The following is a 24627-nucleotide window of genomic DNA, read 5'->3' as shown; positions in this document are numbered from 1 at the left end:
GGGACAGGACTCTTTTTTGCCGCTTCATCGTTAAAAATAAGCGCTTAGAATGACTAAACTTATTATTTTTAACATCGAATCGCCTAAAAAATAGTCGCTGTCAGTGCCATGGTCGAATGTTCAACACGCCCTATTTAATTGGCTATTTATCTGTGTTATATCGCCATTTAATTTGCTCATCTTCAGGTAGGCTTTTTTGCGCTCATCGCACAATTTTTCATGTTACACTTACGCTTTCGCAATGCTATCGATGCCGCTGTATATCGATTTTATTGACGGATCGGTCAAGTTAATGCAGGCCAACTGCCTGTGTTTATTCTTATGTTAATTTTTACTGATAGTCGCCATTCACAATCATGGTCGTACCATAAAACAGCTGGCAAAAGAGCAGCGTGCACAAGTACCTAGCATACTTTGAGCAACGTCGATGCAGTGTTCGTTTGATTGTGGGCAAGCTATCAGCTTCTTTTTAATGATACTTTTTCAATGACAGTCACTACTTAGGACATTATTATGTTTAAAGACATTTCTATCAAAGAGTTTGATCCGACCCTTGCTGAAGCGATGGCTGCAGAAAGCGTTCGTCAAGAAAATCACATCGAGTTGATTGCCTCTGAAAACTACTGCTCACAAGCAGTGATGGAAGCGCAAGGCACTGATTTGACCAACAAATACGCTGAAGGCTATCCTGGTAAGCGTTATTATGGTGGCTGTGAGCATGTCGATGTCATTGAACAATTGGCCATTGACCGTGCAAAAGAGCTGTTCGGTGCTGAGTATGTCAACGTCCAGCCACATTCAGGCAGCCAAGCAAACTCTGCTGTATTTTTAGCGTTGCTAGAAGCCAATGACACGGTACTTGGCATGAGTCTAGACGCTGGTGGTCACTTGACGCATGGCGCGCACATCAACTTCTCAGGTCTGAACTACAATGCCGTACAGTACGGATTGGTCGATGGCACTGGCCTTATTGACTATGATCAAGTAGAAGCCCTAGCGCGTGAGCACAAGCCAAAAATGATCATTGCAGGTTTCTCAGCGTATTCACAAGTCGTTGATTGGCAGCGTTTCCGTGACATCGCTGACGAAGTAGGCGCGTATCTACTAGTAGATATGGCACACGTTGCTGGTCTTGTTGCGGGCGGCGTCTATCCAAGCCCAATACCTTTCGCGGATGTGGCCACCACCACCACGCACAAAACCCTACGTGGCCCGCGTTCAGGTATGATCTTGTCGCGTGATGAGAAACTTGCTAAAAAGCTAAACTCTGCCGTATTCCCAGGCAACCAAGGTGGCCCGCTCATGCACGTCATCGCGGCAAAAGCGGTTTGCTTTAAAGAAGCGCTAGAAGACAACTTCAAAACCTATCAGCAGCAAGTCGTGAAAAACGCACAAGCCATGGCAAAAGTCATTCAAGAGCGTGGCTATGAAATCATCTCTGGTGGTACTGAAAACCATCTCATGCTGATCAGCCTAGTGAAGCAAGAAATGACTGGTAAAGAAGCCGACAAATGGCTTGGTGATGCACACATCACTGTGAACAAAAACGCCGTACCAAACGATCCAAAATCACCATTCGTCACCTCTGGTATCCGTATCGGTACGCCAGCGATTACGACTCGCGGCTTCAACGAAGCGCAAGCAGCTGATTTGGCAGGCTGGATCTGTGACGTGCTAGACAGCCGCGGTGATGAAGCGGTTGCAGCTGAAGTACGCGGTAAGGTAGAAGCAATCTGCAAAGAGCTACCAGTGTACGAAAAAAACCAGTAAGTATTAACTGACTCTATTTGAGAGTTGTATAACAAAAAACCGCTTAGCGTTTGCTAGGCGGTTTTTATTTTTAATCACAGTTAAGGAAGATACGATGTCTATTTCAACAACTATGTCGTTTTGCTTTTGTAGTGTTCGCGAGGAAAATTTAACCAGCATACTTGTTGGTGATATGACACTGGATGAGCTAAGAGAAAATCGCGATAACCAATACTTAGATGTGAGACAAGCGTCTCTTGAAAATTATACGGAAGAACTGGTTGAGTTATTGGGAGAGGGGCATTATGCCTTGTGCGATTTGTTGTTTTTGGCAAACAATAGCACCCCGCTGCATGAGCAGCATGACGGTTTATTATACAATGTGGCCGTCGTACCTGAGATCGTCAAAGCGTTTGCCGCGACAGACTTAAAAAAATTGGTACACGATATCGGCTACCACGAAGCAGAGAGCCAAGAAGGTTTGAATACGTTTCGTGAGAATTTAAATCACGTTCACGAGTTGTTTAAGTTTGCAGAAGAGAACAAGCTCAACGTGATTGGGTTTACGCTTTAGTGAGTCGATCATGTTGCTGCATGACGCCGCACCTAGACATATTTGAACCGAATGTCAGATAAATAAAAACCGCCCAAAATTATTGCTGGGCGGTTTTATTCATTCAAATAATTGTGCGATAAGAGCATGCTCATGCAATAAGGGGCAAATTTAAACCCTACGAATATTTAGAACCTCAGCCACCGAGTTGATTGAGTCCTAATGCCAGCACCAAACCAATAGCAGTGCTGATACCCGCCCAATGGTTGCCATCTTTAAATGCAGACGGAAAAACTTCTGTCGCTAATGAAGCAATCACCGCCCCTGCGGCAAAACAGTCAATTGCACTAATTACTGCATCATCGACATCTTTGAGAAGCGTTTTGCCAATAATAGCTGCTAATGATAATAAAATAGCTGCACCAATCCATAGCATGAGTATTTTTTTGTGACTGCTACCACCATCGCGCATTTGTTTGGCACCGCCTGCGGCTTCTGGGAGATTTGATAATAAAATAGACCCTGCTAGTGCCGCGACTTGTAAAGCGTTACCACCAATCAGCGCGACGCCAAGCGCTAAGTTTTCTGGGATACCATCAAGCGTAATAGCGGCAAGCAAACCTGCCCCGCCTTTGTTTTGCATTTTTTCATCAATCAGATAGTCAATACCCGTAAAGACCACTGCGCCTAACACGGTAAAGGCGACAGTCGTCCACAAACCACTCTCGCCAATCGCAGGTTGAATCATCTCAAGTACCACTGTGCTCATGAGCGCACCACCTGCCAGCGCAAGCAGATTGCCTTGTATCCAGTCAGGCATGTAGCCGTATAGACCCCATAATGCACCAATAATGAGTGCGCCTGAAACCACAAGAATAATGGCAAATACCAACATAAAATGCCTCGATACTTTTAATAAGTTTTAATAATTCTGAGTAATGTCTATTGATACGATGAATGGCGGTGAGATCACATCGTATTTGATAATAATGCTATCACACGATGTGACCCATGCAATCTCCTCGAGATTAATCACGGTTTAAATACGCTCAGACGTAGTATTACATAAACGGCAACTTGGTGAATATTTGCAATATCGTGGCATTGACGATATCGACAAAGAACGCACCAACCATTGGCACGATTAAGAAGGCTTTCGGCGAGGGAAGATAGCGATCCGTGACTGCTTGCATATTGGCAATCGCTGTCGGGGTAGCTCCCATACCAAAACCGCAATGTCCTGCTGAGAGTACTGCCGCGTCATAGTCTTTGCCCATGACTTTAAAGGTAATGAGGTAGACGTAGATAATCATGATGATGGTCTGTACGATCAATATGACCAATACAGGCCCTGCCAAATCCGTCAACTGCCACAGCTTCAATGACAGTAACGCCATTGCCAAAAACAGACTCAAAGACGCATTACCAAATACATCAATCGAGCGATCAAACATCTCAAAATTGAAGACCATCGTTAATATATTGCGTATGATGACGCCGCCTGCCAGTGCCCAGACGAACGTCGGTAGCTCAAACCATGTGCCCTCAGCCACGAGCGTCATCCCATCGGCAAAAGCCAATGCCCCTGCAAATAGCGCTAATGTCTCGATAGTAGAGGATGCTGTGATAAAGCGCATGCTATCGGGTCTTTCAAAGATGTCTTTATTGCTCCCTGCAGTCTCCTCGTCACTCTTCCACCGCTAAGTGTCATTCTCAAAAGGCACAATAATCCACAGTTGCGGCTTACCAAAGTCGCTATAAGCATCTTCGATAATGCTTTTAAAGATATTGAAGTCTTCGGTGTTTATCTTTTTTATTACCGTCAAATCAAGCACTAAGTGCCGCACATCGCTGTCTGTCAGACAGTCCCATGCACTGTCCCAATTGTGTGAGAAATAGCTGGGGAAGTGGCAGGCACGCGCCAGACTCGTCAATAGCGTGGTTTTGTCCAGTGTGTCACACGCGGGTATGGTAACAGCCTGAGTAGGAATGACGGCAGATAGCGCTGTACCGTTTTGGTTAATGGGGTCTTGACTGACATAGTGGATGGCTTGGCTCGTATCTTTCTGATTCATGGCTTCTTGTTTCATATTCGCTTGTTTCATGTTAGTGCACCTCTAGCTTTTGAAAACTGTCATAGTGATCGACGGTTAAGTAATAAACAGTGGGCGGGCGACCACCTGTGACGATACGCCGCGCACCGCGATGTGAGACGCCAGGGGTGGGTACGGTGTATTCGCGGTAGTAGCCTTGCGACTGGGCGGGTAGTCTGCCTTCACGGTTATAAAACGTTGTACCATCTTTATTGGGATAAGGGTATGGCCCACCTTGTTGAATCAGCGCAATCGTCTTATCGACTTGTGCATCGCCCGTGATGCTAGTGGTCGTTGTATCAGTTGTGTCAGTTGTGGCGACTTGACTGGTATTGTCAGACGTATATTGAGATAACGTCGAGCCTAAATCACCAAAGAAGTAGACAGCGACAGCGATAATGGCAATGAGGCTAAATAGGGTACTGCCTAGGCTTCTCTTGTTGCGAGAGCTATTTTGACGAGTGTTTTGATGGTTGCGATTTGAGAGGCGGCTGTGATTATCTCGTTTGCTATTATTGGGCATCTGCCTTGGTGTATTTGGTGCAGTATCTGGTTCAATGCTGAGTATGGCTGACGTCACTTTGGTGGCACGCAATTGGTTTTTATCATTACGACTACTCGTGAAATAGACACGTCGACCAACCGCTATCGGCTCCGCCAAACTTACTTTGCTAATATGAAAAAACACGTCCTCATCTTGATTATCGACATCGATAAAGCCATAGCCTTTTTCGTGATTCCAATGTTTAATCTTGCCGCTTTGCATGGTGGCACCGCTCCTTATTGTTTAGATATCCGTAATATAGATAGCTATGATTATCATAAAAAAACGCCAGCACAATGGCCGACGTTCTCAAACTCTCGATTCAATCATGAATACAGATTTAGTTATGCACGTACTTCACCATGACCATAGACGATCCATTTTTGCGAGGTCAAACCTTCAAGACCCACTGGGCCGCGCGCATGGATTTTGTCCGTTGAGATGCCAATCTCAGCACCAAGACCATATTCAAAGCCATCAGCAAAACGGCTAGAGGCGTTAATCATGACGCTCGCTGAGTCCACTTCACGAATGAAGCGTTGCGATTTGGTATAGTTGTCCGTGATGATGACATCGGTATGATGGCTGCCATGTGTATTGATATGTTCAATCGCCTCATCGATACCGTCGACGACTTTGACCGCAAGAATAGGGGCAAGATATTCTGTATCCCAGTCCTCAGAGGTAGCAGCAGACAAGTGACCGTTTAAGGTGATCACATCGGCCAAGATACTCTCAGCACTTTCGTCAACACGCAGTTGCATGGCATCATCGGCCTCGATAATGGCGGTGGCAATCTTGGGCAGTAAATCTTTGGCGATAGAGGCATCAATCAGCAGCGTTTCCATCGTGTTGCACGTACCATAACGATGGGTTTTGGCATTGACACTGACTTTGATGGCAATCTCAGGATCCGCATCGCTATCGATAAAGGTATGGCAGTTACCATCTAGATGCTTGATCACAGGGACGCAGGCGTCGTTGCTAATACGCTCAATCAGACCTTTGCCGCCACGCGGTACGATGACATCTACATATTCAGTCATGGTGATCAGCTCACCAACAGCAGCTCGATCGGTCGTTTGCAATACCTGCACGCTGTGCTCAGAGAGATCCGTGTGGCCAAGGCCTTTTATGATGCATTTGGCAATCGCTTGATTGGATTCAAACGCTTCAGAGCCACCGCGTAAGATGATGGCGTTGCCTGATTTTAGTGCCAGTGAAGCAGCTTCTAAGGTTACGTTAGGACGCGATTCATAAATCATGCCAACGACGCCCAGTGGCACACGCATTTTGCCCAAATGAATCCCTGATGGCTGATAAGTCATATCCGTCACTTCGCCGATTGGATCAGGCAGGCTCGCCACGTCTTTTAGGCCTTGGAGCATAGCGTTGAATCGTGCTTCGTTTAATTCCAAGCGATCGAGCAGAGCGCTATCAAGCTCGTTTTTGTGACCGTTGTCCATATCGATTTTATTGGCTGCCAAAATATCTGGCTTGGCATTGACTAGCTCATCATGAATGGCCATGAGTGCTGAGTTTTTGTCGCCTGTGTTGGCTGCCGCGAGCGCACGAGAAGCGGCTCTGGCTTGCTTGCCAACAGACTGCATGTAGGTGGTAATATCCGTCGTATTTGCTTGACTCATCAATTATTCTCCTTATGTGATATCAGTTTTATATAAATAAAAGCGCCTAAAAAGGCGAAAATTTAGCAAAAAATCAGTTTTGAATGCCTATTTAGCGGTCCATAGGTCATTATGCTATTTAACATAGAGGAGATTGCGGCGATAGTAAAGATGATTTTGTGAACAGAACCCGCTTTACAAAGCATTAAAGTGACTTTACAAAGGGTTGTTTTAAAGCTTGTTTCCTAGTGTCTAAAAAGGGTTGCTTCAAATATTTTGTGAGCTGTGTTTACGTGCCTTTAACAGAACTGCGCTGTAAATACTAAGGTAGCTGCGATGTATCATCAGTATAGTAGGCACTAAGAAAACGGCACTATCAATAAATGACGCTGAATCATATGACAAGTAATGGAGAATAACGATGACGACTAAAAACATGACATACAAAAACTGGATGACGGTTGGCTTGGTTGCAGGGATGCTTGCGCTAAGTGCTTGTAGTAAAGATGAGACACCAATGGAGACGCAAGCGGATACAAGCGTTGACGCCCAAACCAGCGTTGAAGAGAATGCAACCGCAACTGCGAGTAGCTCTGACGATATCGCCGTTGCTACCGCTGATGATAGCATGGCTGTCAGTACAGGGGATGATGTGGCTGTGGCAACCGCTGATGAGGCAGAAGTACTGGATGGTACGGAAGATTCAGAGCATGTATCGACGTACTAAGTTTTATGGCGCGCCAAACGCTATGATAGTGTGTTGGTCAATATAGCATTATCAGATAAAACAACGTCTGGCACGCGAAAGTGATAAAATAAAGCCCAGAGCGATAAATATGGTCTGGGCTTTTTTGTGCCAGTCAGTTATCCAGTACTGATTAACTGACTGGTTAAACACAAGATTTGCCTTTTTACTGTGTAATAAGAGACAATATGGCATTTTTCTCTTGGCCTGCTCAGGCGTAGCATTAGCATAATAATGCTATAGATACTTATACTATATATACGGCTCTTATTTATTTTTATTCGTGTTTTCACTCATATTTATTGGAAGTCTGCTGAACCATGCTTGATACTGCAAAAAAACCAACTCGGCCTATCGCCCTAGACTTACAAGACATCCATAAAAGTTATGGCTCATTAGAGGTGCTCAAGGGAGTGTCTCTGACGGCCTATGATGGTGATGTCATCTCTATTTTGGGCTCATCTGGCTCAGGTAAATCGACATTGCTGCGCTGTATTAACTTGCTCGAAAATCCCAATCAAGGTCGTATCCTGATCGGTAACGAAGAGCTGATGCTAAAACCTGCCAGATCAGGTGAGCTGCAAGCGGCGGATGTGAAGCAGTTAGAAAGCTTGCGCGCTCGCGTTGGGTTCGTCTTCCAAAACTTTAATTTGTGGCCACATAAGACGATTTTGCAAAACATCATTGAGGGGCCAACGCAGGTTCTCAAGATCAAAAAAGCCCAAGCGATTAGCGATGCTGAACAACTGCTCGACAAAGTCGGTTTGCTCGATAAAAAAGACGCCTATCCAGCGAACTTGTCTGGTGGTCAGCGTCAGCGCGTGGCCATCGCTCGCGCACTTGCCATGCAGCCGCAAGTGCTTTTGTTTGATGAGCCAACCTCGGCGCTAGATCCTGAGCTGGTCAATGAAGTACTGGCTGTGATGCGAGAACTGGCGGAAGAAGGGCGTACCATGCTGATCGTCACTCATGAAATGCGCTTTGCCCGTGAAGTATCAAGCAAAGTGGTCTTCTTGCACCAAGGGGTGGTTGAGGAGATCGGCACACCTGAGCAAGTTTTTGACAATCCTACCTCCGAGCGCGTCAAAGATTTTATGGCCTCGCATCGTCCGCACTAATCCTGTCCAAATCAGAAATCAGATAGTGGTAAAGCCCTACCGGCTCTACCGCCATCGAATCCTATCAAACGAAAAATCACTATAGCGTAACTATTGTTTATCCTTCATTACTCGATAGTCACTGCAAGTATGCAAAACGTTTGTTTTTGATTTTTTACTCAGGTATTATCAAAATGTTTATAGTCGGTCAATTTTAACGGCTGTCCATTATTCTGCTATCTATATTGCTTGTCTGTCAGGGACGTCAGAGAACAAAGTATCAGAACCCCATATCCATACCCATCAGAATTTAAGGAACATATGATGTCGAACGCTCGTCTATTGTGGTCATCGATGACCGTCTCTGCTGCGCTCATGCTAAGCGCTTGTAGCCAACCTGCCGATGAAACTACCGAAGCCAATGCCGATGCACCTGCCGCAGAAACGACTGGCAAAACCATCCGCATTGCAACCGAAGGCGCTTACCCTCCGTTTAACTATACCAATGCTGATGGTAGCTTGAGCGGTTTTGATGTCGATGTTGCCAATGCCTTGTGTGAGCAGATGCAAGCCAACTGTGAAATCGTAGCGCAGGATTGGGACGGTATTATCCCAGGTCTATTGGCACAAAAATATGATGCCGTTATCGCAGGTATGTCAATCACTGCTGAGCGTCAAGAAAAAGTCGATTTCAGCGAACCGTATTTTGCCAATACCATGGTATGGCTCACCAACACTGATGGCAGCTTTGATCCAATGGCGATCCAAAACGTCACGCTTGGTGGACAGCGTTCTACCACGCCAGGCGCTTATCTACAAGATAACTACGAAGGCAAAGATGGCAATACCGTTCAGCTATATGACAACTACGACAATGCCTACTTGGATCTAAAGTCTGGTCGTAGCGATGCAGTATTGGCCGAAAAAGTCTCTGCCAAATCATGGCTCGCTGACAATAAAGAAGGCTTCGGTATCGTTGGTGATGAGATTGATAACGATGACAATATTGCTATTGCCGTGCGTAAAGGTGATGGACTCAAAGCGGAATTTGATAAAGCATTGAGCGAGATCCGTAGCAACGGTGAGCTTGCCCGTCTTGAGCAGCAAAACTTTGGTCAATAATGACTCACTAAAGATTGCTGCGAATACGCGCGCGCCACTGACAAGTACTGAGTAAGTGGCGCTCAATAAGGCATCAAGCAGCACGTAATAAGTGACGATATGGCTGGTAACTATATTAAGGAATAATAGGTATGACACTTTCAATGACATCATCAATGAGCAAAAAAGCATTGTTGCTAGCACCGCTTAGCGCCGCCATGCTACTGCTGGCAGGTTGTAACAACAGCTCAGCACCAGCAGAAAGCGCTGACGCGGACACCGCGACTGAAGCACCTATGAACATCAAAATCGCAACAGAATCAAGCTACAAGCCATTTAGTTATACCGATGCTGATGGCAAACTGATCGGCTACGAGATTGAGTTGGTTGACGCATTATGCGCACAAATGAAAGCTGAGTGTGAAGTCATCTCTCAAGATTGGGATGGTTTGATTCCAGGGTTGAATGCACAGAAATTTGATGCAGCCATCGCTGGTATGTCAATCACCCCTGAACGTAAAGAAGTGGTCGACTTCAGTGACCCTTACTTCCATAGTGGTATCATCTTGATTGGTAAAAAAGGCGACGATATCAGCATCGATTCGCTAAAAGGTCAACCAATCGCTTCACAGCGCTCTACCGTGGCCTCACAGTATCTACAGGACGAGCACGCGGATGCTGATATCAAGCTATATGATACTCAAGACAATGCCTATTTAGATCTAACCTCAGGTCGTGTGCGCGGTATGATGTCTGATAAAGTCACTGGTATTGACTGGCTAAAAACAGACGCCGGCAAAGACTATGAAGTAAAAGGTGACGAGATCAGCACCAATGACGATGCGATGGGTATAGCCTTCCGTAAAGGCGATCCATTGGTTGCCAAATTCAATGCGGCATTGGCTGAGCTAAAAGACAACGGCACTTATGATCAAATCACTGGCAGTTACTTTGGTACCAGCTCGACCGCTGCGGCACAAAAAGCAGTCGTGACTGATGGCGTCGATGAAGTCATAGTCGTTGAAGAAGACGCACCAGCTGAAGCGGCAACGAACTAAGACGACGTCTTCTGCATAGACCGTTATTTTGAAAAGTGTTGTTTACCCAAGAAAACCCAAGGATGATCATGAGCAATCACTGTGTTCCAGTCCGTGCTACGACTGGCAAATCTATTATTAGCGCTATGATGAGCAGCCGTCTATCTGTGCCATTACTTACGCTAGCGACCATTTTTACCGTCGCTGGCTGTAGCAATAGCCAAGAGAATGCGGCCGATACCAGTTCTGATACGACCGAAACAAAGGCAACTAAGGATGACGTACTGCGTATTGGTACGGAAGGGGCGTATGCACCTTTTAACTATACCAATGCGGATGGGACACTGGGTGGTTTTGACGTTGAGATAGCCAATGCCATCTGTGCCGATATGCAGGTGACTTGTGAGATTATGGCGCAAGATTGGGACGGTATTATTCCTGGTCTAAAAGCCGGTAAGTATGATGCGATTGTCGCGGCGATGTCCGTTACGCCAGAGCGTTTAGAGCAGGTCAGCTTTACCGACCCATACTTTAGCAATACCTTGGTTTTTTTGGCCAAAAAAGACAGCAGTTTTGACCCTAGTAAGCAAAGCGACATCGACGCTCACTCGATTGCCGCACAGCGCTCGACCATCTCATCACAGTGGTTCGAAGACACATATCCAAAAGCTGACATGAAGCTTTATGATACGCTGAGCAATGCGTTTTTGGATCTAGGATCAAACCGCGTCGATGCGATGATTTCTGATAAGCTGCCTGCGATAGAATGGCTGAGCTCTCCTGCTGGTAGTAAATATGCACTAAAAGGTGAAGAGATTGATATCAATGATAACTTTGCGATAGCAGTACGCCCAGGCGATCCGCTACAAGCAAAGATCAATCAATCTTTAGCCAATATAAAGGCTAATGGTACTTACGATAAAATCAATCAAAAGTACTTTGCGGTGCCAGTATCTGCAACGAGTACAGTTGATGAGGACGCAAATACAGGCGAAGATACAGATGCAGATATTAGCAAGCAACCAGCGACAGAAAACGTTAGTTAATAGCTAACAGTAGTTAAAGATAGCAGTCAAAAAATATTGTTTTGATTAATAAAAGGATATTGCCATGATGGTGATGTCCTTTTTTATTATTCCATAAACGTATCGCATGGTCGTGGCATAGTCATCGTTATTCACCATTCGCTTTACTCAAATTTAGTCAGTTCGTTTCAAGCGTATTTGCCCAAGTGTCTGTTTAAGTACGGTTTAGACACAGCTTTTACGCGTCAGGATTAACATCACGGCGAGCGAATATGATAAAATCAGCGCTCATTTCTACTGTGTCAATTATCGCGGTGCGCATCGTATTGCTCTGACGTCATTTTTTTTTGACGACGACCATCTGTATTAAGGTGGTATAAAATACGGTGATGGACTGCGTTCAGCTATTGATGCTGATTCTTTTAACTCATATTTTGCAAATTGCTAATATAAAGAGACTGAGTGGATAATCGTGTTTGACTTACAAGGATTTGGCGCGCTTTTATTAAGCGGCGCTACCGTCACCATACAGCTTGCCGTGACCAGTTTAATCATTGGTCTGGCCTTAGGCTTGCTTGGCGCAACCGCAAAGATGTCCAATATCTGGTTGCTGCGTAAGCTTGCGACTGTCTATACTGCGACGATGCGCGGTATTCCTGAGTTGCTATTGGTGCTCTTTATTTATTATGGCGGCTCAATCTTATTGATGAGCATCCTCAAAAAGTTCGGCTACAACGACTATGTCGAGATTAGCGCTTTTTGGGGCGGTGTCATGGCGCTGTCGATCGCTTTTGGGGCGTATGCGACTGAGATTTTTCGCATGTCGATTCAAGAGATTCCGATAGGGCAACGAGAAGCGTCGCAAGCGATTGGTATGCGTCCTTTTCAGACCTTTTATCGCATAACGTTGCCGCAAGTATGGCAGATTGCATTGCCAGGTTTGGGCAATTTATTTTTGGTACTGCTCAAAGACACTGCGCTGGTGTCGGTCGTGGGTCTCAAAGATATTATGTATCAGTCGTCGCGTGCTGCGCAGTCAACACAGCAGCCGTTTACCTTTTATATGGCAGCCGCGATTATTTATTTGGGTCTGACCATGTTGATTACTGGCTTTATGATGTGGCTTGAGTGGCGCGCCAATCCAGCGGCACGCTATGCCAAAAAGATAAGCCGTCAATCCACTCACAGTCAATCGACCATAGGATAGAGGAGAGATACTATGGATTGGAATTGGCAGGTCATTTTTGATCATATACCTGATTTACTGGGCGGTGCGGTACTGACTGTACAGCTGGTCGTGATCTCAGGTATTGTCGGATTGTTTTTTGGTTTGATTCTAGCGCTGCTGCGCTTGTCGAAGAGCTGGTTAGTACAGATATTGCCATTTCTTTATATTTTCTTTTTCCGCGGTACGCCGCTGCTGGTGCAGATATTCCTGATTTATTATGGTCTCGGTCAGTTCGGGGCGGTGCGTGAGTCGTTTTTATGGGAGCCGGTGCTCAGTCAAGCATACTGGTGTGCCATCATTGCCTTTACCCTAAATACCAGTGCATATCTGGCAGAGATTATACGCGGTGCGATTCAGACGATACCTGTCGGTGAGCTTGAGGCGGCCGATGCGCTTGGTATGTCAAAATGGCAGAAGCTGACACGTGTAACGTTGCCGCGTGCGTTTGGTATTGTGATACCCGCCTACAGTAATGAAGTTATCTTTATGCTAAAGGGCAGTGCGCTCGCATCGACCATCGCGTTGATGGATATTACGGGGGTGGCTCGTACGATCAGTGCGCGTACCTATACGCTGATGGAGCTGTTCTTTGCTGCCGGTATCGTTTATCTTGTGCTGTCATGGGTTATCTTGTTTAGCTTTAGACTGTTTGAAAAACGTATGAACCGACACGCCAGCTATGTGCCACCAGATGTGGTGACCAACACGATTCCGTAGAGAGTCACTAGTCATGAATGGTCGCCAAGATGACAATAAAGGTGACGGTAGACAATATAGTAGGGATTGCTGAAAAATATTTATCATTAATAGGGAGAGTCTAGTATGAGCCAATCGCCACATATGTCATTAGCAAATGCCATTGCTGCTGGTGTCAATGAAGAACAGAGCATTGATAACCACAATGAGCGTCTGCGTAGCTCTATTGGCAAAGTCGTCTGTGTGGGTCGTAACTATGCGGCGCATGCAGAAGAGCTTGGCAATGAAGTGCCGTCATCGCCCATACTGTTTATGAAGCCAGCGTCTTCAGTGGTCTCTATTCGTAGTGATGTGGTGCGCCCCAATCCAGAGATATTTGGCGGGACGCATTACGAGGCTGAGCTATGTATTCAGCTGTCAGCTGACCTGTCGATGGCAACGATTGAAGAGGCACAGCAGGCGATTGACGGGGTGACGTTGGGGCTGGATTTGACCTTGCGTGATTTGCAGAGCACCCTTAAAGAAAAAGGTCATCCATGGGAGCGTGCCAAGTGTTTTGATGGGGCATGCGTGCTTGCTGACTGGATCGACCCGCAAGCGTTTGGCAATCTTCACGATGTCCATTATCAGCTCACCATCAATGATAAGCTGGTACAAGATGGCGATAGTGCTTTGATGCTGTTCCCTGTTTACGAGCTGCTGGTCAATATCAGTCACGCTTTTAGCTTACAGGCGGGTGATGTGATTATGACTGGTACACCAAGCGGTGTGGGTGTACTACAAGCAGGCGATAAGCTCAAACTAACATTGGGTGCTCATGAATGGGTAACACAAGTGCAGTAAGCTTGCTAAATGAACCAGTACTAGTCGTCATAAATATCAAAAAGCCCTGAGCCACTGCTTGGGGCTTTTATTTTTTAGACTTCATATATTTTTCAAAATTTTTAATACTTATATATCTCAATAATTGTTTGTACAGTTATTTGTCATGAGTTTGTCATCTATCGTTCAGCGTGCTGTCATAAAGAGTCAGTAGACTTAAGCGGAATTCGTATTTTTGTGGTTGTAATGTGACGCCGCGACCCACTCTCCGCCAATCTAGCCCAATAGCAAGGTGACTGATAATGACATTATTGAATAAAGAACTAGAGCTCGCTCACGAAATCGTTGAAGATTCAAACCCTACTAATAATACTGATTTTCAGACGGTTATTAATCGCCGTCTGAATCGCCGTAGTATTCTAAAAGGTGGTACAGGGTTGACGGCAGCAGCGTTTTTTGGCGCGCTACCTTTGGTTGGTTGTAGTGATGACGATGACAATATCAGCAGTCCTATTATCGAAGATGGCAATGATGCTGCTATTCCGGCGCAGGGTGATTTGAAGCGTCCTGAAACCTTAAAGTTTAAGGCCGTAGCGCACTCAACTGCTGAGACGATGACGGTGGCAGAAGGTTACAAGGCAGAGATGATACTGCCGCTTGGCACACCGCTGATGCCTGGCCTTGACGACTGGAAAGACAATCGTGAGCAGTCGGCAGAATCATTTGAATGGCGCATGGGCGATAACCATGATGGCATGTGGTTCTTTGGCAAAAACAGCAATGCCTATGATGCCAAAGCCTCAGAGAATGGCCTACTGGTTATGAATCACGAATATGTGAATAGTGAGGAGCTAAGCCCGTTTGGCTATTATGTCATCGAAGATAAAGATGCTGCGCCTTTATTCCAACGCCGCCGCCTTGCCAGCGATGTGCGCCGTGAAGTCAACTGCCATGGTGTGGCCGTGGTTGAGATGAAGCGCCGCGCAAATGGCATGGGCTATGAGATGGTGCCAAACTCCAAATACAATCGACGTATCACTAGTAGTACGACCGCACAGTTGGCAGGCCCTGTGGCAGGCTCTGATTTGGTCAAAACCAAGTTTGACCCAACAGGTTTTCAGACGCGCGGCATTAATAATAACTGCGGTGCAGGCTTGTCACCTTGGGGCACTTACCTGACCACAGAAGAGAACTTCTTGGGTGTGTTTGCACGCGGACAAGATGCCAGTCAGTTAAGCGCCAGTGATAACTATGGTCGCGAGCGTTACGGTGCACCAGAAAACTCTCCAGGCTCTAGATATCTATGGCACACGCCTGACGCCAAAGACGCCATCATCACAGACGAGTTTTCACGTTGGGATATGACTGCTGTTGGTGCTAGTGCTGCTGCTGATTATCGTAATGGTTTCAATACCTTTGGCTATATCACTGAGATTGATCCGTTTGACCAAAACTCTACACCGCAAAAACGTACCGCCATGGGTCGATTTGCCCATGAAAACTGTGCCTATGCACCCGTTAAGCAAGGCAAACCTGTGGTATTTTATATGGGTGATGACGCGCGTGGCGAGTATATTTATAAGTTCGTCTCCAAAGCGATGTGGTCAAATGCGGATATCGGTGGCGGGCTCAAAGCTGGTGACAAATACCTGAATGATGGTACGCTATATGTTGCCATATTTAATGAAGATGGCAGCGGTGAGTGGAAAGCACTTGTTCAAGGTCAAAATGGACTAGATGCCTTCAATAGTTCGTTACCATTTAATAGCCAAGATGAAGTGCTGGTCTATGCTCGCGCTGCTGGCGATGCCGCTGGCGCCACCAAGATGGATCGACCAGAATGGGTATCGGTCAGTCCTATGACGGGCGATGTCTATGTGACATTGACCAACAATAAATATCGCGGTGTGCGTGATGACCAACCTTTATCAGCTGCTAACCCGCGTAGCTATCAAGTCAATGGCCAACCAAGTGGTAATGACAACGGTCATATCATTCGCTGGGCAGAAGCCGGTGGCGACCATGCTGCAACGAGTTTTGAGTGGGATATTTATCTGTTTGGTGCACCAAGTAACTTATCCGCAGAAAATTTATCGCAGTTAAGTGCTAGTAATGATTTGTCTTCTCCTGATGGTTTGTATTTTGATCCACGTGGCGTGTTGTGGATTCAGACGGATGACGGCGCTTATACTGATACTACCAGCTGTATGCTGCTTGCGGCATTACCGGGCAAAGTCAGCGATGGTACTACCATCACGACATCAGCGGGACAGCAAACGCGCATTGGCATGCCGGCTAGTAACGACAATATCAAACGCTTCTTTGTCGGTCCTGAAGGCTGCGAAGTCACCGGTATTACCATGGCACCAGATTTCAAAACATTGTTTATCAACATTCAGCATCCAGGTAATACATGGGGTGCGGTCGCTGGCGGTAGTACTCCGCGCTCAGCGACGGTTATGATTACCAAAGAAGACGGCGATGTCATATTGGCGGAATCATTTGAGTCGGCAGCCAGCCCGGCATAGCTCGGTAAGCGCTAGATGACGAATCAGTAGAAAGTAAAAGTAGCAGAAAGGCGTATTCACTAAATAAAAATCCCAAGTTTCGGCTTGGGATTTTTTCTTTTGGTGCATATATTAGATAATGCTTTAACAATAATAGAGATACCGTTCATCATCCATACGTCTCTTTTGGTCACAAACGAACGCTAAAACTAAATCATTCGCTTCTATTTGCGACTGTTAAAGGATAGTATAGAAAAACCCCTCTTTCGCTAAACGTGCCAATACTATGAGCAGTCAAAATTTGTTTTATAACAACCGTGTTAGTGACAGTAGCGCTCAGAATGATAGCAGTTATACGCGTAATCGCCATGAGCTTGATGCGCATTTTTTCTCAGCTGATAGCGTGCCACGGCATGGTGATTTGTACGAGCAGATAGATCAACTTGAAGCCATCGATATGGATGAGCTGGTCAAATTATTGGCAGACGCAGAAGACAATGAGGAAACGACTAAAACTCCTGTCTCTTTGGCGGATTTTTTTGAAGGGTTGGCACAGCTTGCGACTATGGGGGTGGTTGAGGTCACTGAGATTGTGGAGTCCATCCACCGTGAAGTCATCTTGCGTCCCTTAGGTCGGTTCAATGATAAGCATCTCAACAAATGGCAGCGCGGTTTCACTGGGCGCATCTATGGCACGATACGCCATATCATGCTGATGGTCGGTAACAATCTGGCCTCTGTATTACGCATATACAAAAACTTCATCGTGCAAAAAACAGCTCAGCCACTACCTGACTCACTAAAAAAGCTGGTCAACGTCATCAATGGTGTCATGGGTGATCATCTGGTCAACAATCAAAATGCGCTCGCAATTCCGATGATGTTATACACCAAAGATGGTAAGCCCCAAAGTGAGCGGCTATCAGGGCGGATTGCTATTTTGTGCCATGGCTTGTGCATGAGTCACTTAAGCTGGCAGTCGCAAGAAGGCAATGATCTGGGCGAGGCGATTCATATCAGCCAGCCTGATACCACCGTTCTGTACTTAGATTACAATACAGGTCGACGTATCTCACGCAGCGGTCGTAAATTCTCTCAATTACTACAGGACGTGGTCGATAATAACCCAAATATTACTCAGATAGATTTGGTGGGTCATAGCATGGGCGGCTTGGTGGCGCGCAGTGCGCTGTTTTATGGTGAGCAAGAGCGCCTAGATTGGATAAAGCGCGTGGGCAATCTCATCACCTTAGGTTCACCGCATCATGGGGCAGTGCTTGAGCGTATCGGTAATTATGTGCAAGACATCATCGCCAAGTTGCCATTTGCAGGCTCGCTTGCAAAGCTCGGTGATATGCGTAGTGCGGGTATTATTGATCTGCGTCATGGCAGTATTCGTGATGCTGATTGGAAAGCGCTAGAAGGCCGCAGCGTATTACCACAACACTTTCGTCATCCTGCGCGCCTGCCAAGTGGTATCAAAACTTACTTTGTCGCCAGTGCATTGATTGAGACACATTACGAATCTAAGATGACGGATTTGCTAGGAGATAGCTTGGTATCGGTCGCATCCGCGTTAGGTGAAGATGATGCCGAGCATGCGTTGTTTGTACCAGAGGGTCATAAAGCGGTGTTTTATGGCGTCAATCATCTTAACTTAATCCATAGCAGGCGAGTGCGTGAGCAAGTCGTTGAATGGCTGCTCGATAATGGTCTAAGCGACTATGCTGGACGTCCGCGCATACATTCTTATCCTAGAAGTTTGGCTGTGGCGGTATAGTGAATGTTTTCGAACTACACTTTATATTAGAGTAAATTAATCTTCATTCTTTTTAGTTAGGTTATACTCCTGTTCGTTTATAGATAGTCTATAACTGTCAGAGGAAGATAGCTTGTCCTGACTATAAAATAGTTCTAGATTAAAAACCATCTCAGGTTTGCGGTAAAGTATATATAAATCTCCAATTTCTAATGTTGATGAATCTTTAGCTAGTATGTTTAAAGTAATATTGATATGAGCAATAGTATTGTTGCTAGAATCTATTTTAAAAAACAGTTTATGATCAAAATCCATACTACTATTGGAGATGCTAAGATCGCTAACATCAATATGGCTTATTTTACACTCAGCGCCAATATTTTTGAATGCAATATAACAATCAAAAGTTACACTATTTAGATTTGTAGTGGATGATAGTTTTAGAAACTCTTCATCTTGATAACTAGAACCAGTTTTTTCATCATATGCTTGAACTGTATGATATGGAGTATCTATTAATATAAAGTTGGGAACACTTCTCTTTTTCTCTTCTTGATAGTCAGTGAATTGCTTTTCAGTGATCGATAACTGCCTTGTGAGAGCGTTTGACTGGATGTGAAGAGCCTGCTCAGAACCTTGTTGCGCACGCACAGAATGCTTTAGTTCTTCAACTTGAGTTTCCAAGGTTTTACGTTGTAAGGCTAACTCTTTACTTTGTAGTAAGTAAGCTTCAATAAACCAGTACCAAGCTAATGCTGTGAATGTTCCAGAAAGAATAGCACCAATATCACCTAGTGATATATTAGACCAATCGTTAGTTTCGCTGAAGCTGAACCAAAGAGATATCATAGCTCCCATAGCTAACAGAATTAAGAAGCTTATCCACATTGTTCTCTTTGGAAACCTAACACTTCCGTCACTATCTAACACTTCTGAATTTTTCATGTCTAACCTAACCCATATTTATCTAAAGTGAATAGAATAAAAAAACAAAGATATTTCTTGCATAATAGCACTTCTCCAAAAAAACCCCCTCAAGCATCACACTTGAGGGGTTTTTATGAGGGCTGATGCTTAGAGATAAAAAACTAATCAGCAAATACTGCTGCTACATCATCTTTGTTGAATTTATAGACTTCACCGCAGAATCCGCAATCCATCTCAAACGTACCGCCTTGCTCTTCGACGATGTCTAACGCTTCCGCTTCACCGATTTGCTCGATTGCCATCTCACACTTCTCGCGTGAGCAGGTGCAGCCAAAGGCTAGAGGCGCAGGCTCAGGGGCGACGATGTTTTCTTCATGATACAAGCGATACAGAATCTCATTGGCATCCAATGTCGTCAGCTCTTCTGCCTTGACCGTGCGCGTCAACACGCTTAGACGTGTCCATAGATCATCGTCGATACCCGCATCTTGGTTCTGCTCAACTTCAGACGTTTCTTCTGCAGTACGCGGTAACATCTGTACCAAGATACCACCCGCTTGCAAGCCATCAGATGCTAGGTTAATGAGCGTTGGAATCTGTGCTGATTGCTTTTGATAATGCGCCAAGCAATCTGCCAAGTTGTCATGGCTACGCTCAACGATACCTTGGTACGATTCGCCACCTTCAGGGTGAATATTAATGAACAATACCCCTTGTCCCATAGCACCCAGCTCAGCAAAGGCATCTTTGGCATGGATCATATTGTCCCAAGCCTGCACTTGCTCATCCGTCTCGCCTTTCCAGCTGGCAAGCGCACGGATGATACCGTCTTGATCGCATTCTGCCATCGCCCAATTCAGCAAGCTATCGCTGTCTGATGATTGCAACTGGATAGAGAGACGACCGTTAATTTTAACGGTACTGATCAGCAAACTTGCCGCCGTCAGCATCTCGCCCAATAAGCGTTTGATGGCTTCAGGGTAGGGCTTTTGGGCAATCGTGCTGGCGTAGCTGCGTGATAGGCGTACCACATCACCGCGCACGGGCGAATCTTCAATAAAAAAACGTTGGCGTATGTCGTTGTCGCTATGAGTGCCAGCAGTTTGGCTGTCCGTATTCGGGACTTGAGTATCTTGTGTCATAAGTCATTTGTAGTATTAGGAAGTTGTTAGCTTTATGGGGACTATGGCCAATTTATCAATCGTAGCAACCACAATATTATGATCACAATGTTTTCTTGATTACATGTATCAATGAGGGACAAATCTAGGTATGAATGAGTCAGCTATCTGTCTATTTCTATAGTGATGTAGTAATTGGGAACCAGCGGCTTTTAGGTAAAAAATAAATATATTCCAAAATATCACTTCCTTTAAAAAAAACTTACCATCTAACACAAATTTGTTGTACAGTAACATTGAGTTGCATTGTGACAAACAACAGCAACAACCGTACGGATGCGGGGCAATGAGATCGGTCAATCAGACTCGTGTCTTCAAAGCACTCATTCAATCTTGTGATAAAAGCTTGTGATAAAAGGATGTATTCCATGACCCACTTATTTTCTAAACCGTTGACTTTGGCGGCCTTTATGGCATTGGGCTTAGCTGGCTGTAACAACAGTAGCCAGACCACAGCCGAAGCGCCAGCTGCAGATGATGCCACCACGACAGAAGCTGCTGCCACGGATACCAACGGCACGCTACAAAAAATCAAAGACTCTGGCACCATCGTCGTCGGTCACCGTGACTCCTCTATTCCATTTTCTTATATTGCTGATGATCCTAATCAGCCTATCGGCTATGCACACGATTTAGAAATGAAAGTCGTCGAAGCCGTTAAGCAAAAGCTAAACATGCCAGATCTCAACGTCCGTTATAACTTGATTACCTCACAAACGCGTATCCCATTGGTTCAAAATGGTACGGTGGATTTTGAGTGTGGCTCAACCACCAACAACGAAGAGCGTCAAAAACAAGTGGCATTCTCTAATGGTTTCTTTGAGATTGGTACGCGTCTGTTGACCAAAAAAGACTCTGGTATTCAGAATTTTGAAGACCTGAAAGGTAAAACCCTAGTCACCACGGCAGGTACGACCTCAGAGCGTTATATCCGTCAATACGATGCTGACAACAATATGGATATGAATATCATCTCAGCAAAAGATCACGGCGAAGCCTTTTTGATGTTAGAAAATGGTCGTGCTGATGCCTTTATGATGGATGATGTATTGCTCGCAGGCGAAAAAGCCAAAGCAAAAAATCCTGATGAATGGGTTATCGTTGGTGAGCCACAATCGTTTGAGATTTATGGCTGTATGATGCGTAAAGACGATCCTGAATTCAAAGCCGTCGTCAATGAAGCGTTAAATAATGTCTTTAGCTCAGGCGAAATCAATAGCATTTATGACAAATGGTTCTTGAACCCAGTCCCACCGAAAAACGTCAATCTAAACTTCGAGATGTCTGACAACTTAAAAGCGTTGATTGCCAATCCGCATGACGGTGCTCAGCCAAAAACGGCGACCCCTCAATAAGCTCTTTGTCCCTCAATATGGCTTGCCTATAGGTCAGATATTATGTGTCTGACCTATAGGCTTATGAATCGCTGCTGGGAGAGACAACCATGAATTATAGCTGGAACTGGGGTGTGCTCTTTGAGCAAACTGGTATCGGTAACGAGCTTTATATCCATTGGATGATTACTGGTCTTGGCTGGCTGCTATTAATCGGCAGTATCGCATGGGCCATCGCCATGGTCGTCGGTACCATCTTTGGTATCATGCGCACGCTGCCGAGCAAGACGGCGCGAGCGATTGGTACGGCTTATGTGACATTCTTTCGCAATATTCCACTGCTAGTACAACTGTTTTTTTGGTTTTACATCGCACCCGGCTGGCTCACGCCCACGATACAAGAATGGTGGTATAAGGACTTGTCGCCGAATACCTCAGCCATGCTGTCAGCGAGTATCGGTCTTGGCTTATTTACTGCTGCTCGTATCGTTGAGCAAGTTCGTACAGGGATTGAATCCCTACCTGACGGACAGACCAATGCCGCATATGCACTGGGTTTTAGTATTCCGCAAGTCTATAAAGAAGTGCTGCTACCACAAGCCTTTCGTATTATCTTGCCGCCGCTCAGCTCGGAGTTGACCAACTGCTTCAAAAACGCCTCTGTCGCCTCGCTCGTTGGGGTAATGGAGCTGATCAGTCAAACCAAAACCATCAGTGAATACACGCAGAACAGTATTGAGATTTATACCTACGCGACGATTATTTACTTGGTATTTAACTTGTCCTTAATCGCGATAATGGGACTGATCGAGCGCAAACTGCGCGTGCCGGGGCTGATTGCAGGAGGTCAGAAATGAGTATGATGACCGAATTGGCAACAGCCTATCCTGGTTTGATGGGCGGTATGATCACCACCTTAAAAGTGCTGTTCTTGGCAATTATTGGTGGTATTAGTTTGGGTACCGTATTGGCGTTGATGCGCTTGTCTGGTATCAAAGCGCTTGAAGTACCTTCTAGGCTATACGTCAACTATTTCCGCTCAGTGCCGCTGCTCTTGGTACTACTGTGGTTTTATTTTGCTGTACCGATGATTTATTTTTGGATAGCAGGTAAGTATCTACAAATCAATGCCGCGTTTGCCTCTTGTGTGGTGGCCTTCATGATGTTTGAGGCTGCCTACTTTTCAGAAGTGGTGCGTGCAGGTATTCAATCGATCGGTAGCGGTCAGGTCAATGCTGCCAAAGCGCTTGGCATGACTTACGGGCAGACCATGCGTCTGGTCATCTTGCCGCAAGCCTTTCGCAAAATGCTACCGCTGATTTTGCAGCAGTGTATTATCTTGTTCCAAGATACGACGTTGGTATTCGCCATTGGTTTGACCGACTTTTTCCGCGCTGCCTACGTCCGCGGTGAGCTCATGGGCTTACTCACCCCTTATATCTTAGGGGCTGGCGCTGTCTACTTTGTGATTAGCTTAAGTGCGTCTATGGGCGTGCAGCAGCTACAAAAACGCTTGCGATTTTAATAGATGTCTCGCTTAGGATTTTGAGCGTTAAGATTGTGGTTTGGTATTTTGATTTAATTTTTAAACGATGGCTATCGATAATAATGTGGTTAGGAGCCAGTGATGAGCAATGCTGATACATACATAAATTCCTTTGGTGGACTGGTGACTAACAATGGTCATGCGACGGATGAGATGGTCATTCAAATGTCCAATGTCAGCAAATGGTACGGCGACTTTCAAGTACTAACTGACTGTACGGCGCACGTGCATAAAGGGGACGTGGTCGTCGTTTGTGGCCCTTCAGGTAGTGGTAAATCGACGCTGATTAAGACAGTCAATGGACTTGAGCCTTTTCAAAAAGGTAACATCATGGTCAACGGCATCTCTGTCGGTGATTCAAAAACCAATCTGCCTAAATTACGTAGCCGTGTCGGCATGGTGTTTCAGCATTTTGAATTGTTTCCGCATTTGACCATTATTGACAATTTGACAGTGGCTCAGATTAAGGTCTTGGGCCGTAAAGAAAGTGAGGCCAAGCAAAAGGCCATGGCGTATCTAGACCGCGTTGGTCTGACGGTACAAGCGGCAAAATACCCAGCCGAGCTCTCTGGCGGTCAGCAGCAGCGCGTCGCGATTGCCCGCGCACTGGCAATGGATCCTGTGGCGATGCTCTTTGATGAGCCAACCTCAGCGCTCGATCCTGAGATGATTCAAGAGGTGCTTGACGTCATGGTCGAGCTGGCGCGTGAGGGCATGACCATGATGTGCGTGACCCATGAGATGGGTTTTGCCAGTCAGGTTGCCAATCGCATTATCTTTATGGATGAAGGGCATATCGTTGAGAACTGTAGTAAAGACGAATTCTTTGAAGGTGCAAAAAGTGATCGTGCGCAGATGTTCTTATCGAAGATTTTGAATCATTAATCACCTTGGCTGTATTGATGCTAGTGCTTCAAACATAAATGAAATCATCAATAAAGAGCGTCTATTAATAGGCGCTTTTTTATGGGCGTTAATCTAGCAATTTGGTTTATAGTCAATCAATATTAAAAGTGGTACAAGGCAGACGAGTGCAAGTACTACAGTAGTAGGCTAAA

Annotated in this window: 22 protein-coding genes and 1 pseudogene; 16 read left to right on the top strand and 7 right to left on the bottom strand. The window is 45.5% G+C overall.

Features of this window, described 5'->3' with window-relative positions; all coding sequences use genetic code 11:
- The first annotated feature begins 513 nt into the window (after positions 1 to 513).
- Positions 514 to 1770, top strand: coding sequence for a serine hydroxymethyltransferase (gene glyA / locus BTW00_RS12740; protein WP_075107723.1), 1257 nt, complete (start codon positions 514 to 516; stop codon positions 1768 to 1770).
- 94 nt (positions 1771 to 1864) lie between these two features.
- Positions 1865 to 2323, top strand: coding sequence for a hypothetical protein (locus BTW00_RS12735; RefSeq protein WP_075107722.1), 459 nt, complete (start codon positions 1865 to 1867; stop codon positions 2321 to 2323).
- Positions 2324 to 2498: 175 nt separating this feature from the next.
- On the opposite strand, the gene BTW00_RS12730 is transcribed toward BTW00_RS12735, so the two are convergent.
- From BTW00_RS12730 to BTW00_RS12710, 5 genes and pseudogenes are all read right to left on the bottom strand, one after another.
- The gene (locus tag BTW00_RS12730; RefSeq protein ID WP_075107721.1) at positions 2499 to 3197 is read right to left on the bottom strand and encodes a ZIP family metal transporter; all 699 of its coding nucleotides are present in this window, start codon (positions 3195 to 3197) and stop codon (positions 2499 to 2501) included.
- 166 nt (positions 3198 to 3363) lie between these two features.
- Positions 3364 to 3996 (bottom strand): annotated as a pseudogene (locus BTW00_RS12725) (sodium/glutamate symporter); the annotation flags it as partial.
- A 6-nt stretch (positions 3997 to 4002) separates the two neighbouring features.
- Complete coding sequence (locus tag BTW00_RS12720) at positions 4003 to 4407, bottom strand: barstar family protein (protein ID WP_256714075.1); 405 nt, start codon at positions 4405 to 4407, stop codon at positions 4003 to 4005.
- A 1-nt stretch (position 4408) separates the two neighbouring features.
- Positions 4409 to 5161: a ribonuclease domain-containing protein gene (locus BTW00_RS12715; protein ID WP_075107720.1), complete on the bottom strand. Its 753-nt coding sequence runs from the start codon at positions 5159 to 5161 to the stop codon at positions 4409 to 4411.
- Positions 5162 to 5283: 122 nt separating this feature from the next.
- A complete protein-coding gene (locus BTW00_RS12710; RefSeq protein ID WP_075107719.1) occupies positions 5284 to 6585 on the bottom strand; it encodes a glutamate-5-semialdehyde dehydrogenase in 1302 nt (433 codons plus the stop codon).
- Between the two features lie 400 nt (positions 6586 to 6985).
- Here BTW00_RS12710 and BTW00_RS12705 point away from each other — a divergent pair, with 400 nt between their 5' ends.
- From BTW00_RS12705 to BTW00_RS12660, 10 genes are all read left to right on the top strand, one after another.
- Positions 6986 to 7291 carry a hypothetical protein gene (locus BTW00_RS12705; RefSeq protein ID WP_075107718.1) on the top strand — a complete coding sequence of 102 codons (306 nt, stop codon included), beginning with the start codon at positions 6986 to 6988 and terminating at the stop codon, positions 7289 to 7291.
- Positions 7292 to 7629: 338 nt separating this feature from the next.
- Entirely contained in the window at positions 7630 to 8427 is a 798-nt protein-coding gene (locus BTW00_RS12700; RefSeq protein ID WP_075107717.1) for an ABC transporter ATP-binding protein, read from the top strand.
- A gap of 300 nt (positions 8428 to 8727) precedes the next feature.
- Complete coding sequence (locus BTW00_RS12695; protein WP_178379309.1) at positions 8728 to 9528, top strand: transporter substrate-binding domain-containing protein; 801 nt, start codon at positions 8728 to 8730, stop codon at positions 9526 to 9528.
- A gap of 131 nt (positions 9529 to 9659) precedes the next feature.
- A complete protein-coding gene (locus tag BTW00_RS12690; RefSeq protein ID WP_075107715.1) occupies positions 9660 to 10565 on the top strand; it encodes a transporter substrate-binding domain-containing protein in 906 nt (301 codons plus the stop codon).
- A gap of 68 nt (positions 10566 to 10633) precedes the next feature.
- Positions 10634 to 11590 carry an ABC transporter substrate-binding protein gene (locus BTW00_RS12685; RefSeq protein ID WP_075107714.1) on the top strand — a complete coding sequence of 319 codons (957 nt, stop codon included), beginning with the start codon at positions 10634 to 10636 and terminating at the stop codon, positions 11588 to 11590.
- A gap of 451 nt (positions 11591 to 12041) precedes the next feature.
- Positions 12042 to 12776, top strand: coding sequence for an ABC transporter permease (locus BTW00_RS12680; RefSeq protein ID WP_071002335.1), 735 nt, complete (start codon positions 12042 to 12044; stop codon positions 12774 to 12776).
- A 12-nt stretch (positions 12777 to 12788) separates the two neighbouring features.
- Positions 12789 to 13514 carry an ABC transporter permease gene (locus BTW00_RS12675; protein WP_075107713.1) on the top strand — a complete coding sequence of 242 codons (726 nt, stop codon included), beginning with the start codon at positions 12789 to 12791 and terminating at the stop codon, positions 13512 to 13514.
- Between the two features lie 192 nt (positions 13515 to 13706).
- A complete protein-coding gene (locus tag BTW00_RS12670; RefSeq protein WP_075107727.1) occupies positions 13707 to 14336 on the top strand; it encodes a fumarylacetoacetate hydrolase family protein in 630 nt (209 codons plus the stop codon).
- A 281-nt stretch (positions 14337 to 14617) separates the two neighbouring features.
- On the top strand, positions 14618 to 16843 hold the full coding sequence (locus BTW00_RS12665; RefSeq protein WP_075107712.1) for a PhoX family phosphatase: 2226 nt from the start codon (positions 14618 to 14620) through the stop codon (positions 16841 to 16843).
- Between the two features lie 265 nt (positions 16844 to 17108).
- Positions 17109 to 18602, top strand: a complete 1494-nt coding sequence (locus BTW00_RS12660) for an alpha/beta fold hydrolase (protein ID WP_083603657.1) — start codon at positions 17109 to 17111, stop codon at positions 18600 to 18602.
- Between the two features lie 36 nt (positions 18603 to 18638).
- On the opposite strand, the gene BTW00_RS12655 is transcribed toward BTW00_RS12660, so the two are convergent.
- Positions 18639 to 19526 (bottom strand): hypothetical protein, encoded by an 888-nt coding sequence (locus BTW00_RS12655; RefSeq protein WP_075107711.1) that lies wholly within the window; start codon positions 19524 to 19526, stop codon positions 18639 to 18641.
- Between the two features lie 143 nt (positions 19527 to 19669).
- Complete coding sequence (locus tag BTW00_RS12650; RefSeq protein WP_075107710.1) at positions 19670 to 20650, bottom strand: Hsp33 family molecular chaperone HslO; 981 nt, start codon at positions 20648 to 20650, stop codon at positions 19670 to 19672.
- A 407-nt stretch (positions 20651 to 21057) separates the two neighbouring features.
- Here BTW00_RS12650 and BTW00_RS12645 point away from each other — a divergent pair, with 407 nt between their 5' ends.
- The 4 genes from BTW00_RS12645 (at position 21058) to BTW00_RS12630 (ending at position 24454) form a co-directional block, all read left to right on the top strand.
- Complete coding sequence (locus BTW00_RS12645; protein WP_143506617.1) at positions 21058 to 22044, top strand: glutamate/aspartate ABC transporter substrate-binding protein; 987 nt, start codon at positions 21058 to 21060, stop codon at positions 22042 to 22044.
- An 89-nt stretch (positions 22045 to 22133) separates the two neighbouring features.
- Positions 22134 to 22880 (top strand): amino acid ABC transporter permease, encoded by a 747-nt coding sequence (locus tag BTW00_RS12640; protein WP_075107708.1) that lies wholly within the window; start codon positions 22134 to 22136, stop codon positions 22878 to 22880.
- Positions 22877 to 23548 carry an ABC transporter permease subunit gene (locus tag BTW00_RS12635; RefSeq protein ID WP_075107707.1) on the top strand — a complete coding sequence of 224 codons (672 nt, stop codon included), beginning with the start codon at positions 22877 to 22879 and terminating at the stop codon, positions 23546 to 23548. The genes BTW00_RS12640 and BTW00_RS12635 overlap by 4 nt, the downstream gene beginning before the upstream one ends.
- 174 nt (positions 23549 to 23722) lie before the next feature.
- Positions 23723 to 24454 (top strand): amino acid ABC transporter ATP-binding protein, encoded by a 732-nt coding sequence (locus tag BTW00_RS12630; RefSeq protein WP_075107725.1) that lies wholly within the window; start codon positions 23723 to 23725, stop codon positions 24452 to 24454.
- Positions 24455 to 24627 lie beyond the last annotated feature (173 nt).

The organism is Psychrobacter sp. C 20.9, from assembly GCF_001921765.1.
Classification (GTDB): domain Bacteria; phylum Pseudomonadota; class Gammaproteobacteria; order Pseudomonadales; family Moraxellaceae; genus Psychrobacter; species Psychrobacter piscatorii_B.
The sequence above is the reverse complement of the archived record's forward strand: the minus strand, read 5'-3'. Positions and strand labels throughout refer to the sequence as shown.